This window comes from Streptomyces camponoticapitis, assembly GCF_014646115.1.
GTDB classification, from domain to species: domain Bacteria; phylum Actinomycetota; class Actinomycetes; order Streptomycetales; family Streptomycetaceae; genus Streptomyces; species Streptomyces camponoticapitis.
Window position 1 is genome coordinate 107,333 of record NZ_BMMV01000004.1, and the last position, 13,887, is coordinate 121,219.

A 13,887-nucleotide genomic window follows, 5' to 3' on the forward strand; every position below is an offset into this window, starting at 1 on the left:
GCGGCCCGATGACGCCCGTGGCAACGGGAACATTAGACTCGGCGGACCGGTATGCCAGATCAGTTCAACGCAAGGAGGCACGGTGACACAGCCGCGCGCAGCGCGACCGCCCGAGGCGGCGGTGGGCGACGGATGGGACCTGCTGACCCGGATCAAGGGCCCGCGTGATCTGGACCGCCTCGGCCCGGAGCAGTTGGAGCAGCTCGCCGGAGAGATCCGGTCCTTCCTCGTCGACGCCGTCTCCAAGACCGGCGGACACCTCGGTCCCAACCTCGGGGTCGTGGAGCTGACCATCGCCCTGCACCGGGTCTTCGACTCGCCCAAGGACAAGGTCCTCTTCGACACCGGCCACCAGTCCTATGTGCACAAGCTGCTCACAGGACGTCAGGACTTCGGCAGACTCAAGAGCAAGGGCGGCCTCTCCGGCTACCCGTCCAGGGCCGAGTCCGAGCACGACATCATCGAGAACTCGCACGCCTCGACCGTCCTCGGCTGGGCCGACGGCCTCGCCAAGGCCAACCAGGTGCTGGGCCGCGACGACCACGTGGTCGCCGTCATCGGCGACGGCGCGCTCACCGGCGGCATGGCCTGGGAGGCGCTGAACAACATCGCCGCCGCCAAGGACCGGCCGCTCGTCATCGTCGTCAACGACAACGAGCGATCGTACGCGCCAACCATCGGCGGCCTCGCGAACCATCTCGCGACCCTGCGCACCACCGACGGGTACGAACGCTTCCTGGCCCGCGGCAAGGACATCCTGGAGCGCACCCCGGTCGTCGGCCGCCCCCTCTACGAGACCCTGCACGGCGCGAAGAAGGGCCTCAAGGACTTCATCGCCCCCCAGGGCATGTTCGAGGACCTCGGCCTCAAGTACGTCGGCCCGATCGACGGACACGACGTGGAGGCGATGGAGTCGGCCCTCCAGCGCGCCAAGCGCTTCGGCGGCCCCGTCATCATCCACTGCCTCACCGAGAAGGGCCGCGGCTACCAGCCCGCGCTCCAGGACGAGGCCGACCGCTTCCACGCCGTCGGCAAGATCCACCCCGACACCGGTCTGCCGATCGCCAGTTCCGGCGTCGACTGGACCTCGGTGTTCGGCGAGGAGATGGTCAAACTCGGCAACGAGCGCGCGGACATCGTCGCCATCACCGCCGCGATGCTCCAGCCCGTCGGCCTGGAGAAGTTCGCGAAGGCCTTCCCGGACCGGGTGTACGACGTGGGGATCGCCGAGCAGCACGGGGCGGTGTCGGCGGCCGGTCTGGCCACCGGCGGACTCCACCCCGTCTTCGCCGTGTACGCGACCTTCCTCAACCGCGCCTTCGACCAGGTCCTGATGGACGTCGCGCTGCACAACTGCGGAGTGACGTTCGTCCTCGACCGGGCCGGCATCACCGGCACCGACGGCGCCTCCCACAACGGCATGTGGGACATGTCGATCCTCCAGTGCGTGCCGAATCTGCGGATCGCCGCCCCGCGCGACGCCGACCAGGTACGGGCCCAACTCCGCGAGGCCGTCCTGGTCGACGACGCCCCGACCGTGGTGCGCTTCTCCAAGGGCGCCGTCGGTCCCGCGGTCGCCGCCGTGGGCAAGGTCGGCGGCATGGACGTGCTGCGCCGCCCGTCGGAGGGCCCGGCGGACGTCCTGCTGGTGTCCGTCGGCGCGCTCGCCCCGATGTGTCTGGAGATCGCCGATCTCCTCGACAAGCAGGGCATCTCCACGACCGTGGTCGACCCGCGCTGGGTCAAGCCCGTCGACGAGGCGCTCCCCCCGCTCGCCGAGCAGCACCGGGTCGTCGTCACCGTCGAGGACAACAGCCGTGCGGGCGGCGTCGGTTCGGCCGTCGCGCAGTCGCTGCGCGACGCCGGGATCGACATCCCCCTGCGGGACTTCGGCATCCCGTCCCGCTTCCTCGACCACGCCTCGCGCAAGGAGTTGCTGGCCGAGATCGGGCTGACGGCCCCGGACATCGCGCGCCAGGTCACTGGCCTCGTGTCGCGGATCGACGGACGTATGACCGGTGAACTCGCGGCCGAGGAGATCACCCGCGACTGACACGAGCGGGTAGGAAACGCACCGGCGGACGGGCCGGTCGGACTCCCTGTACGGGTGGTCCGACCGGCCCATCCGTGTGAAAAAAACGCTCTGTGGCACCGGCGTTGCCGAGGACCTCTCGATCATGGCGGCAACCACGCACTCGGAGGTACGCCGGTGACCACCCAGCACGACACGGGTCCCAGAAGAAACTCGATGTTCCGCACGAAGAGCGTCGAACAGTCCATCCGGGACACCGAAGAGCCCGAGCACGCGCTCAGGAAGTCGCTCTCCGCGCTGGATCTGACGGTCTTCGGCGTCGGCGTGATCATCGGCACCGGTATCTTCGTCCTCACCGGCGCCGTCGCCAAGAACAACGCCGGCCCCGCGACCGCCCTCGCCTTCGTCGCCGCGGGCGTCGTCTGCGCCCTCGCGGCCGTCTGCTACGCGGAGTTCGCGTCGACCGTGCCGGTGGCCGGGTCCGCGTACACCTTCAGCTACGCCTCACTCGGCGAACTCCCCGCCTGGATCATCGGCTGGGACCTGGTCCTCGAATTCGCCCTCGCCACCGCCGTGGTGGCCGTCGGCTGGTCGGGCTACGTACAGTCGCTCATCGACAACGCGGGCTGGCACCTGCCCGACTCCCTCGCGGGCACCAACGAGGAAACGGGCTTCGGCTTCGACCTGTTGGCGTTCCTCCTCGTCCTGCTGCTGACCGCGATCCTCGTCCTCGGGATGAAGCTCTCGGCGCGCGTCACCGCGGTCGTCGTGGCCGTCAAACTGACCGTGGTCCTGATCGTCATCATCGCCGGCGCGTTCTTCATCGACTCAGCGAACTACTCACCGTTCATCCCCAAGGCCCAGGAGCAGCCCGCGGGCGCCGGACTCGCATCCCCGCTGATCCAGCTGATGTTCGGCTACGCGCCCACCAACTTCGGCGTGATGGGCATCTTCACCGCCGCCTCCGTCGTCTTCTTCGCCTTCATCGGCTTCGACATCGTCGCCACGGCCGCCGAGGAGACGAAAGTGCCGCAGCGCGACATGCCGCACGGCATCATCGGCTCGCTGCTCATCTGCACCGTCCTCTACGTGGCCGTCTCCATCGTCGTCACCGGCATGCAGCGCTACACCGAACTCACCGTCGACGCACCGCTCGCCGACGCCTTCAAAGCCACCGGACATCCCTTCTACGCGGGTGTCATCAGCTTCGGCGCCGCCGTCGGCCTCACCACCGTGTGCATGATCCTGCTGCTCGGCCAGACCCGGGTGTTCTTCGCGATGAGCCGTGACGGGCTGCTGCCGCGGATCTTCTCGCACGTCCACCCCAGGTTCCGCACCCCGTACCGCTCGACGGTCCTGCTCGGAGTGATCATCGCGATCGTCGCGGGCTTCACCAGCATCGAGGAGCTGGCGTCGCTGGTGAACATCGGCACGCTCTTCGCCTTCGTCGTCGTCGCGATCGGTGTGGTCATCCTCCGCCGTACGCGTCCCGACCTGCCGAGGTCCTTCCGCGCCCCGCTGGTGCCGTGGCTGCCGGCCGTGTCCGTGATGGCCTCGCTCTGGCTCATGCTCAACCTGCCCGCCGAGACCTGGCTGCGCTTCGCCATCTGGATGGCGGTCGGCGTGGTCGTGTACTTCGGCTACGGGCGCCGCAACAGCCGCCTGGGCAAGTCAGTCTGACGCTCCGTCACTCATTACCGCATCCCCCCGCCGCACGAAAGTCACGCATGTCCGTCGAGCCGTCCTCCGCCGCACCGAACCTTTCCCCCACCCGGCCCCGTCCGACCGTCCCGGGACCCGCCAGACCTCGCGGACCCCGACCCGGCCCGGTCCGTCCCGAGCCCGCCCGCACACCCGCGTACGGCTTCTGGCGGCGGCTGCTGCCCTTCCTGGCCGCCGTCGCCCTCACCGTCCGCCTCCCGTCCTTCCTGCACTCCTTCTGGAGCCCCGACGAGGGCTATCTCGCCGTGCAGGCCCGGATACTGGCCGAGGGCGGAGAGCTGTACGAGACCGTCGTCGACCGCAAGCCGCCCCTGCTGCCCTGGCTGTACGAGGCGGCGTTCGTGCTCCTCGGCGACGGATCCGCCCAGGTGATGAAACTCCTCGCCGTCGCCGCCCAGTTCACCACGGCCGCCCTGCTCGCCGCCTTCGCCCGGCGCCGCTGGGGCGACCGCTCCGGTGTCACGGCCGGGGTGGTCTTCCTGCTGATCTCCGTCGGGTTCATCCCGCAGGACACCCAGGCCGTCACCTTCGAGGTCGTCATACTGCCCTTCACGGCGGCGGCCGTCCTCTGCGCCGACCGGGGCCGCTGGGGCGTCGCCGGGCTCGCCGTCGCGGGGGCGTTCCTCACCAAGCAGACCGGGGGCGTGGTCCTCGTCCCGGTGCTCTGGCTGCTCTGGCGGGCCCACGGAGCCGCCCCGAGCCGCGCCCCGCTGCGAACGGGCCTCCTGCGTACGGCAGTCGGCTTCGCCGCCCCGGTCGTCACGGCCGCGCTCCTGACCGACCCGGCGGGCTTCCTCTTCTGGACGGTCACCGGATCGGGGGCGTACGCCTTCTCCCTCGACGGATCCGAACTCCACGTACTCGTCCGGGCGGTGGTCAACAGCCTCATCCTCGGCCTCTGCTGCATCGGCGTCCTCCCGCCGGTCCGCAGGGCCCTGCGCATCGGCCGCCCGCCGGCCTCCGCGGGCCTGGTCGATCTCTGGGTCTGGTTCGGCGCGTCCGCCGGAGCCGTCGCCGTCGGCTTCCACTTCTTCGGCCACTACTTCCTGCAACTCCTGCCCCCCATCGCCCTGTTGGCGACCGCCGCCCTGCGTTCGCTGCGCCACGAACGGCTCAGGAGGGTTCTCTCCGTACCCGCGTGGGTCGGCGCGTGCTTCGTGGTCTGGGCCGTCTTCGCCCCCCGCTCCGAACTCACCCACGCCGAACGCGTCGCCACCGCCGTACGGGAACACAGCGCCCCGACGGACCGGGTCCTCGTGTGGGGGATGCACCCGCAGACGTACCACCTCGCCGACCGGGCCCCCGCCAGCCGCTATCTGACCGCCGGGCTCCTCACTAACTTCAGCGGCGGCAGGGACGGGCCACAGGTGGGCGAGGCGTACTCGGTGCCCGGCGCCTGGCAAATCTTCGCCGCCGAGATGAGGGCGCGGCCACCCGCGCTGATCGTCGACGACTCACGGGGCAAGCCGTACGCCCCCGACCGCCTCCCCACCCTGCGCCGGCTGCTCGCCGGACAGTACGAGCCGCTTCCCGGCACCGTCGAGGGCACGGTCCTCTACGTCCGCTCCTCCGGGAGCTGACGCACCGTACGGGGCCCGACGCAGCGCGCCCCGTACGCCTCGACCCGGCGCCGCAGCTCCCGGTCGGCGGTGACGACGACACACGGGCGTTCTCCCGCGCCCGCGGCCAGTTCCGTGATCAGGTCGTCGCCGCTGCCGGGCGCGGCCTCCACGCGTACACCTGGCACGGACTCCACGCCCCGCGCCCGCCCCTCCACGACCAGCACCACTTCGAGGGGTCCGGGAATCCCGGAGTCCGGCAGACCGTCCCCGGCGAGCGGCACCAGTGCGTCCCGCAGCCGCCCGGCCGCCCCGCGCCGGTCGCGCCACCATCCGTCGGGCACCGAACCGACCACGTTCGCCCCGTCGACAATCAGTAGAATCCGCACCTCAGGAGCGTGCCACAACCAGCCGGGGCGGTACGGTTCCGCGTCACCCGCGAATGCTATCGTCGGGGAAATTTCATGCGCTGGGAAGGTGGCAGTGGGTCATGGCACTGCGGTCCGCACGGACGTCGAAACGATCCGGTCGGGGCCCCGGCGAGGCCCCGGACACCGGCGGCCGGCCCGCTGAGTCGATTCCCGTTCCCACGGCCGACGGTGTGGTGCCCGCGACCACCGGCTGGCTGCTGCGCGGCAAGGACGGCAGGCTCACCGCGTACGCGCCCGTCGACGACGGTGTGCTGCGGTGGACGGAGGACCGGCTCGGCGGTCCGAGCTGGTCGGGCCCCGAACTGCTCCCGGCCCCGGGCCTCTTGCCGTACCTCTCCATCGCCAGCGGCGCCCAGGGTTACGTCCATCTCGTGGGCATGCGGCGCACACCCACGGACGACGGGCAGATCCGTACGGACGTCGTGTACGCGGTGCAGTTCCAGACGGGCCGCCCGCTGCGGGACTGGCAGGCGCTCGGTACGCCGTACCCGAAGGACCTCGCCAGGGGAGGCCTTCTGGGCCTGCCCGGGGCGGTGATCGACCCCAACGGCTCGCTGTACCTCTTCGCCCGCAACGCGGGCCGCGGCCTGTCGGCCCGGCTCCAGAAGCCCACCGGGGCCTGGTTCGCGTGGGCGGACCTCAAGGGGTCCAGGATGACCGGCGAGGCGTCCGCCGTCGTGGGCGAGGACGGTCTGATCGAGGTCCTGGCCCCGACCGACAACGCGGTGATGCGCTGGCGGCAGCCGAAGGTGGCGGCGAAGCCCGAACGCGACCTGAAGAGCTTCGCGGCGCGCGTCGCCCCCGGCACGCTCAGCTCCGAACGCACCGGCGTGGACCGGCTCACCCACTACTGGCGCGACACCGACGACCGTACGGTGCACGCCTGGCGGCTCGACGAGGGCGAGACCGCCCCGCTGGGCGGCCCGGGCACCGGCCCGATCGCCCTGCTCCGTACGCCCGTCGACGGCCACGACTGCACGATCCTGGCCCAACGCGGCCTCGACGGACGCCCCCTGCTCGCCGCGTACCCGACGGAGAACGAGGCGGCGGGCGTCACCTGGACCCCGACGGGCGAGGAGTGCGTCGGCGCCCCCGCCCTGGCCCTGGACGGCCGCGGACGCGTCGTGATGGCGGCGGTGGGCAAGGACGGCGCCCTGCGCGTGGCCCGCCAGAAGGCGGAGCCGGGACTCGCCCTGGAGGCGTGGTCCCGCGTCTGACGCGACGACTCCCGCCGCGAACCGAAGCGGGCCGGGTCCGGCGGAAACCTCCGCCGGACCCGGCCCGCTCACCGTCCGTCAGACTGGGACGCCGGCCACACCCGGGGCCAGGAACTTCTTCCCGTTCACCCGCTCCGAGACGCCCTCCCGGTCCAAGTACGGTGTGATGCCGCCCAGATGGAACGGCCAGCCCGCGCCCGTCAGCAGGCACAGGTCGATGTCCTGGGCCTCGGCGACGACGCCCTCCTCCAGCATCAGACCGATCTCCTGCGCCACCGCGTCGAGCACGCGCGCCCGGGTCTGGTCCTCCGTCAGCACCTTGTCGCCCTGCTTGAGCAGCGCCACGACCTCCGGGTCCAGCTCCGGCTTCCCGGAATCGTGCACGTAGAAGCCCCGCTTGCCCGCCTTCACCACGGCCGCCAGGTTCTCCGACACCGTGAAACGGTCCGGGAAGGACCGGTGAAGGGTCTCGGAGACATGCAGACCGATGGCGGGTCCGACCAGCTCCAGCAGCACCAGCGGCGACATCGGCAGACCCAGCGGCTCGACGGCCCGCTCCGCCACGTCGACCGGGGTGCCCTCGTCGATGACGTTCTGGATCTCGCCCATGAAGCGGGTGAGGATGCGGTTGACGACGAACGCCGGGGCGTCCTTCACCAGCACCGCGCTCTTCTTGAGCTTCTTCGCGACCCCGAACGCCGTCGCCAGCGACGCGTCGTCCGTCTCCTCGCCGCGCACGATCTCCAGCAGCGGCAGGATCGCGACCGGGTTGAAGAAGTGGAAGCCGACGACCCGCTCCGGGTTCTTCAGCTTCGACGCCATCTCGGAGACCGACAGCGACGAGGTGTTCGTGGCGAAGATCGCGTGCGCCGGGGCGACCGCCTCGACCTCCGCGAACACCTTCTGCTTGACGCCCATCTCCTCGAAGACGGCCTCGATGACGAAGTCGGCGTCGGCGAAACCGTCGGCCTTCTCCAGAACTCCCGTGACCAGGCCCTTGTAGCGATTGGCCTTGTCCTGATTGATCCTGCCCTTGCCGAGAAGCTTGTCGATCTCGGCGTGGACGTAGCCCACACCCTTGTCGATCCGCTCCTGGTCGATGTCCGTCAGCACCACGGGGACTTCGAGCCTGCGCAGGAACAGCAGCGCCAACTGCGAGGCCATCAGGCCGGCTCCGACCACACCGACCTTGGTGACGGGCCGCGCGAGCGACTTGTCGGGCGCGCCAGCCGGGCGCTTGGCCCGCCGCTGTACGAGGTTGAACGCGTAGATCCCGGACCGCAGTTCGCCGCCCATGATCAGATCGGCGAGAGCGGTGTCCTCGGCGTCGTAACCGGCCTGGAGGTCACCGTTTTTGGCGGCGGCGATGATGTCCAGCGCGCGGTACGCGGCGGGGGCCGCGCCGTGCACCTTGGAGTCGGCCACGAACCGGCCGCGCGCCACGGCCTGGTCCCACGCCTCGCCCCGGTCGATCTCCGGACGCTCGACCGTCAGCTCGCCGCTCAGCACCGACGCGGTCCACAGCAGTGACTGCTCCAGGAAGTCCGCCCCCTCGAACAGGGCGTCGGCGATGCCCAGTTCGTAGACCTGCGCGCCCTTGAGCTGCTTGTTCTGGTTGAGCGAGTTCTCGATGATCACCGTGACAGCGCGGTCGGCGCCGATCAGGTTCGGCAGCAGCGTGCAGCCGCCCCAGCCGGGGACGAGACCGAGGAAGACCTCGGGCAGCGAGAAGGCGGGCAGCGCGGCGGAGACGGTGCGGTACGAGCAGTGCAGCCCGATCTCGACGCCACCGCCCATCGCCGCGCCGTTGTAGTACGCGAACGTCGGCACCGCGACGCCCGCGAGCCGCTTGAAGACGTCATGGCCGCCCTTGCCGATGGCCAGCGCGTCCTCGTGCCGCTTCAGCAGCTCGACGCCCTTGAGGTCGGCGCCGACGGCGAAGATGAACGGCTTGCCCGTGACACCGACCCCGACGATCCGGCCCTCGGCGGCCTCGGCCTCGACCTGCGTGATGGCCGCGTCCACGTTCGCCAGCGACTGCGGGCCGAACGTGGTCGGCTTCGTGTGGTCCAGGCCGTTGTCCAGCGTGATGAGCGCGAACGTGCCCACCCCGCCGGGGAGTTCCAGGTGGCGTACGTGCGCCTGGGTGACGACCTCGTCCGGGAACAGCTCGGCCGCGCCCTTCAGGAGTTCAGCGGTGCTCACTTGTTTCCTCCGTCGAAGTGCGGGTTCTCCCAGACGACCGTCGCGCCCATGCCGAAGCCGACGCACATGGTGGTGATGCCGTAGCGGACCTGCGGCTGCTCCTCGAACTGCCGGGCCAGCTGCGTCATCAGACGTACGCCGGAGGAGGCCAGCGGATGGCCGTACGCGATGGCGCCGCCGTACTGGTTGACGCGCGGGTCGTCGTCGGCGATCCCGTAGTGGTCGAGGAAGGCCAGCACCTGCACGGCGAAGGCCTCGTTGATCTCGAACAGACCGATGTCACCGATCGACAGACCGGCCTTGGCCAGCGCCTTCTCGGTCGAGGGGATCGGGCCGAAGCCCATCACCTCCGGCTCGACACCCACGTACGCGTAGCTCACGAGGCGCATCCTGACCGGCAGCCCGGCCTCACGCGCGAACTCCTCGGAGGCGATCAGCGAGGCGGTGGCGCCGTCGTTGAGACCGGCCGCGTTGCCGGCCGTGACACGGCCGTGCGGGCGGAAGGGGGTCTTGAGCCCGGCCAGGGACTCCAGCGTCGTACCGGGCCGCATGGGCTCGTCCTCGGTGGCCAGGCCCCAGCCCGTCTCGCCGCCCTCGGGGCTGGTGCGGCGCACCGACACCGGCACGAGATCCTGCTGGATCTTGCCGTTCGCGTACGCCTTGGCGGCCTTCTCCTGCGAGCGCACGGCGTATTCGTCGGCGCGCCGCTTGGTGATGTGCGGGAAGCGGTCGTGCAGGTTCTCCGCGGTCATGCCCATGAAGAGGGCCGACTCGTCGACGAGCTTCTCCGAGACGAACCGCGGGTTCGGGTCGACGCCCTCGCCCATCGGGTGGCGGCCCATGTGCTCGACACCGCCGGCGACGACGATGTCGTACGCGCCGAAGGCGATCGACCCCGCGGTGGTCGTCACGGCGGTCATCGCGCCCGCGCACATACGGTCGATCGAGTAGCCGGGCACGGACTGCGGCAGCCCGGCGAGGATGCCGGCGGTACGGCCGATGGTCAGGCCCTGGTCGCCGATCTGGGTGGTCGCGGCGATGGCGACCTCGTCGATCTTCGCGGGGTCGAGGTCCGGGTTGCGGCGCAGCAGCTCCCGGATCGCCTTCACGACCAGGTCGTCGGCGCGGGTCTCGTGGTAGATGCCCTTCGGGCCCGCCTTGCCGAACGGGGTGCGGACGCCGTCGACGAAGACGACGTCCCTGACGGTACGAGGCACGATGGCTCTCCTCCAGGGTGCGGGGGTGGCTCTGCTGCGGGCACGCTCTGTCGAATCCTATGCTACTTGCGGGTAACCGCACTGCCCAGAGAGACGGGGTGTTCTCCGGGTCACGGTTACGAGGTCGCCTCTCCCGGCGGGGGGCGGCCCTGCCGGGGTTGCGGTGGTGTCCGGGTGCCGCTCCGGTGTCATGCCCGGACGGCGCGATTTACGCCGCGTGCAGGGCTCGTTGGACAGCACCCCCCACCGGCGTGAGGGGGGCGGGGTCGTATGAGGGGTGTGTTCGGACACTCAGGCTGATTTGTGGCGCGGGAACAAGAACGTCTCCACGGGTCCAACGAGCCCTGCGCGCGCCGCAAATCACGCCGTCCGGACATACCCCTCCGGAGGCCCCGAACCCCGCCCCCGGCAACGAGACAGCAACCAAGACCCGCAACCGCGCCGGACGGCGACCCCGCGCCGGAGGCGACCCGTCAGCCCGTGGACGCCGTCGCCGTCAGCGCACGCGTCAGCAGCGGCGCCACCTGCTCCACCTGCCACCGCCGCGCGCCATGCGCGGCCAGCGCCGCCGACACCGCCTCCACGCTCCGCTCCGCCGGCGGCTCCCAGCAGACCCGCCGCACCGTGTCCGGCGTGATCAGGTTCTCCTGCGGCATGTTCAGCCGCTCCGCCAGCGCCGTCACCGAGGCGCGGGCCGCCGAGAGCCGGGCCGCCGCCTCCGGGTCCTTGTCCGCCCACGAGCGCGGCGGCGGCGGACCGTTCAGCGGCTGCCCGGGCTGCGGCAGCTCCCCGTCGGGCAGTGCCTTCGCCCGGTCGATCGCGGTCTGCCACTGTTCGAGCTGGCGCCGCCCCATCCGGTGCCCGAAGCCGGGCAGCGCGGTGAGCGCGTGCACGTTGAGCGGCAGTGCCAGCGCCGCCTCGATGATCGCGCCGTCGCTGAGGACCTTGCCGGGGGAGACGTCGCGCCGCTGTGCGGCCTGGTCGCGGGCGTTCCACAGCTCCCGTACGACGGCCATCTGCCGGCGCCGCCGGACCTTGTGCATGCCGGACGTTCGGCGCCACGGGTCCTTGCGCGGAGGCGGCGGCGGGGCGGAGGCGATCGCGTCGAACTCCTGCCAGGCCCAGTCCAGCTTGTTCTGCCGGTCCAGCTCCTTCTCCAGCGCGTTGCGCAGGTCGACCAGCAGCTCGACGTCGAGCGCGGCGTACCGCAGCCATGGCTCGGGGAGCGGTCTGGTCGACCAGTCGACGGCGGAGTGGCCCTTCTCCAGGGCGAACCCGAGGACGTTCTCGACCATCGCGCCGAGGCCGACGCGCGGGAAGCCCGCGAGCCGTCCCGCCAGCTCGGTGTCGAACAGCCGCGTGGGGCGCATGCCTATTTCCCTCAGGCACGGCAGGTCCTGGGTCGCGGCGTGCAGGATCCACTCCGTACCGGCGAGGACGTCGCCGAGGGCCGAGAGGTCGGGGCAGCCGACCGGATCGATCAGCGCGGTGCCCGCGCCTTCGCGGCGCAGCTGTACGAGGTAGGCGCTCTGCCCGTAGCGGTAGCCGGACGCCCGCTCGGCGTCGACGGCCAGCGGGCCGGTGCCCGCGGCGAAGGAAGCGATCACCTCGGCGAGCGCTTCTTCGGTGGCGACCACCGGCGGAATGCCTTCGCGAGGCTCCAACAAAGGGATCGGCGCCGGTTCGACGTCGGCCGGGGGAGCGCCCCCGGTGGTTCGCAGTGCTGGGTCTGCTGCGGTCTCTTGGGCGTCGGTCACGTGTCAAGGGTATCTGTGAACGGACGCCGCCCGCCGACGGAACGTTCCGTCGGCGGGCGATGCGGCCGGTGGGGAGGGTGAAACCGGTCAGTGAATGATCCCGGTGCGGAGGGCCACGGCGACCATTCCCGCCCGGTCGCCCGTGCCGAGCTTGCGCGCGATACGGGCGAGGTGGCTCTTGACGGTCAGGGCCGACAGGCCCATCGAGACGCCGATCGCCTTGTTCGACTGGCCTTCGGCGACCAGTCTGAGCACCTCGACCTCACGGCCGGAGAGCTCGCGGTAGCCGCCCGGGTGGCTCGGGGAACCCGGGGGGCGGCGGTGCATGCGGGGTCCGGCGCCGATGGGGGCGGCGCCGGGGCGGCCGGGGTGGCCGATGTTCGTACGCGTACCGGTCACGACGTAGCCCTTGACGCCGCCCGCGAGGGCGTTGCGCACCGCGCCGATGTCGTCGGCCGCGGAGAGGGCGAGGCCGTTGGGCCAGCCTGCTGCCCGGGTCTCGGACAGCAGGGTCAGCCCGGAACCGTCGGGCAGGTGGACGTCGGCAACGCAGATGTCGCGTGGGTTGCCGACGCGGGGACGCGCCTCCGCGATGGACGAAGCCTCGATGACGTCGCGTACTCCGAGAGCCCACAGATGGCGGGTGACGGTGGAGCGGACGCGAGGGTCGGCCACGACGACCATGGCCGTCGGCTTGTTCGGGCGGTAGGCGACCAGGCTTGCGGGCTGCTCGAGGAGAACGGACACCAGGCCTCCTGGGAAGGTGCGGGACGGGCCGGCTCTGGGGATGAAGCCGGGGGCGAACCGTGCTTGAAGGGTCATTGACCTCTTCGGCAGCAACCGTCTCCGCCTTTAGAGAATGATCACGAATTGATGAGTAACAATTCGGGCAATTCGGATGCGCGATCGATCATCCTACGAGTGGGCCCTTCCCCGGAGCGCGGATTTCAACCTCCCCGCAGGGGGTGGCTTGTCGATCCGGCCGGATCGACAAGCCACCCCCTAGCGAGCCTGAGGGCCCCGGCGCTGGGGGAGCGAGACCACTCCCGCGCCCGGCTCCGTCGGGCCGGTGGGGGGCGCCGGCGGGAGCCCCGCGAGCTGGCACAGCAGATCGCACCAGGCCGCCAAGTGCGTTGCCGAGTCCGGGACTCCGCCCATGCCCTCGCGCGGCGTCCAGGAGGCCCTGATCTCGATCTGGGTCGCCGGACGGCGCTCCGAGAGTCCGCCGAAGTAGTGCGACCCCGCGCGGGTGACCGTGCCGCTCGGCTCCCCGTACGACAGACCGCGCGCTTCGAGCGCCCCGGTCAGCCACGACCAGCAGACCTCCGGGAGCAGCGGGTCCGCCGCCATTTCCGGCTCCAGCTCCGCCCGTACGAGCGTCACCAGCCGGAACGTGCCCTGCCAGGCGTCGTGTCCGTCCGGGTCGTGGAGCAGCACCAGCCTGCCGTCGGCCAGGTCGTCGTCCCCCTGGACCACCGCGGCCTCCAGCGCGTACGCGTGCGGAGCGAGCCGCTGAGGAGGCTTGGTCGGGTCGATCTCCATCTCGGGGCGCAGCCGCGCCGTCCGCAAAGCTTCGACGGCCAGTCGGAACGCGGACGGGACGGAGTCCCCCTCCGTACCCCCCGTACCGCCGACGCCGTTGGAATGATCAGAAAACTGTCCCTGAGCCGCAGCCATGCGGGGAAGAGTAGGCGGAACGAGCGTCCCGTGCGGTGAAGGACACCCGGCCCGGGGCGGCCGCTTCTGT

Annotated in this window: 10 protein-coding genes; 4 read left to right on the forward strand and 6 right to left on the reverse strand. The window is 71.0% G+C overall.

Annotation, left to right across the window (positions count from 1 at the left end; translation table 11 throughout):
* Nucleotides 1-121 precede the first annotated feature (121 nt).
* The 3 genes from dxs to IEY79_RS07550 all read left to right on the forward strand — a co-directional run bounded on the left by dxs (nt 122) and on the right by IEY79_RS07550 (nt 5,334).
* Nucleotides 122-2,053, forward strand: coding sequence for a 1-deoxy-D-xylulose-5-phosphate synthase (dxs, locus tag IEY79_RS07540; protein WP_373292496.1), 1,932 nt, complete (start codon nt 122-124; stop codon nt 2,051-2,053).
* Between the two features lie 195 nt (nt 2,054-2,248).
* A complete protein-coding gene (locus tag IEY79_RS07545; RefSeq protein WP_189106548.1) occupies nt 2,249-3,712 on the forward strand; it encodes an amino acid permease in 1,464 nt (487 codons plus the stop codon).
* A 47-nt stretch (nt 3,713-3,759) separates the two neighbouring features.
* Nucleotides 3,760-5,334, forward strand: a complete 1,575-nt coding sequence (locus IEY79_RS07550; protein ID WP_189106549.1) for a glycosyltransferase family 39 protein — start codon at nt 3,760-3,762, stop codon at nt 5,332-5,334.
* Here IEY79_RS07550 and IEY79_RS07555 read toward each other — a convergent pair.
* Nucleotides 5,310-5,702 carry an NYN domain-containing protein gene (locus IEY79_RS07555; protein WP_189106550.1) on the reverse strand — a complete coding sequence of 131 codons (393 nt, stop codon included), beginning with the start codon at nt 5,700-5,702 and terminating at the stop codon, nt 5,310-5,312. The genes IEY79_RS07550 and IEY79_RS07555 overlap by 25 nt on opposite strands.
* Nucleotides 5,703-5,803: 101 nt before the next feature.
* Between IEY79_RS07555 and IEY79_RS07560 the strand changes: the two genes are divergently transcribed.
* Nucleotides 5,804-6,961 (forward strand): PLL family lectin, encoded by a 1,158-nt coding sequence (locus IEY79_RS07560; protein WP_229700730.1) that lies wholly within the window; start codon nt 5,804-5,806, stop codon nt 6,959-6,961.
* 78 nt (nt 6,962-7,039) lie between these two features.
* Here IEY79_RS07560 and IEY79_RS07565 read toward each other — a convergent pair whose 3' ends face one another.
* The 5 genes from IEY79_RS07565 to IEY79_RS07585 form a co-directional block, all read right to left on the reverse strand.
* A complete protein-coding gene (locus IEY79_RS07565; RefSeq protein ID WP_189106551.1) occupies nt 7,040-9,166 on the reverse strand; it encodes a 3-hydroxyacyl-CoA dehydrogenase NAD-binding domain-containing protein in 2,127 nt (708 codons plus the stop codon).
* Nucleotides 9,163-10,383 (reverse strand): thiolase family protein, encoded by a 1,221-nt coding sequence (locus IEY79_RS07570; protein ID WP_189106552.1) that lies wholly within the window; start codon nt 10,381-10,383, stop codon nt 9,163-9,165. Before IEY79_RS07570 ends, IEY79_RS07565 begins: the two co-directional genes overlap by 4 nt.
* 473 nt (nt 10,384-10,856) lie before the next feature.
* Complete coding sequence (locus IEY79_RS07575; protein WP_189106553.1) at nt 10,857-12,140, reverse strand: HRDC domain-containing protein; 1,284 nt, start codon at nt 12,138-12,140, stop codon at nt 10,857-10,859.
* 87 nt (nt 12,141-12,227) lie between these two features.
* Nucleotides 12,228-12,887, reverse strand: coding sequence for a helix-turn-helix transcriptional regulator (locus IEY79_RS07580; protein ID WP_023537917.1), 660 nt, complete (start codon nt 12,885-12,887; stop codon nt 12,228-12,230).
* A gap of 255 nt (nt 12,888-13,142) precedes the next feature.
* Nucleotides 13,143-13,817 (reverse strand): DUF3000 domain-containing protein, encoded by a 675-nt coding sequence (locus IEY79_RS07585; protein WP_189106554.1) that lies wholly within the window; start codon nt 13,815-13,817, stop codon nt 13,143-13,145.
* Nucleotides 13,818-13,887 lie beyond the last annotated feature (70 nt).

Excerpts from the sequence above, each read along its gene's own strand:
- IEY79_RS07545 (WP_189106548.1), top strand. The coding sequence starts at position 2,249 with ATGTTCCGCACGAAGAGCGTCGAACAGTCCATCCGGGACACCGAAGAG.
- IEY79_RS07550 (WP_189106549.1), top strand. The coding sequence starts at position 3,760 with ATGTCCGTCGAGCCGTCCTCCGCCGCACCGAACCTTTCCCCCACCCGG.
- IEY79_RS07560 (WP_229700730.1), top strand. The coding sequence starts at position 5,804 with ATGGCACTGCGGTCCGCACGGACGTCGAAACGATCCGGTCGGGGCCCC.
- IEY79_RS07585 (WP_189106554.1), bottom strand. The coding sequence starts at position 13,817 with ATGGCTGCGGCTCAGGGACAGTTTTCTGATCATTCCAACGGCGTCGGC.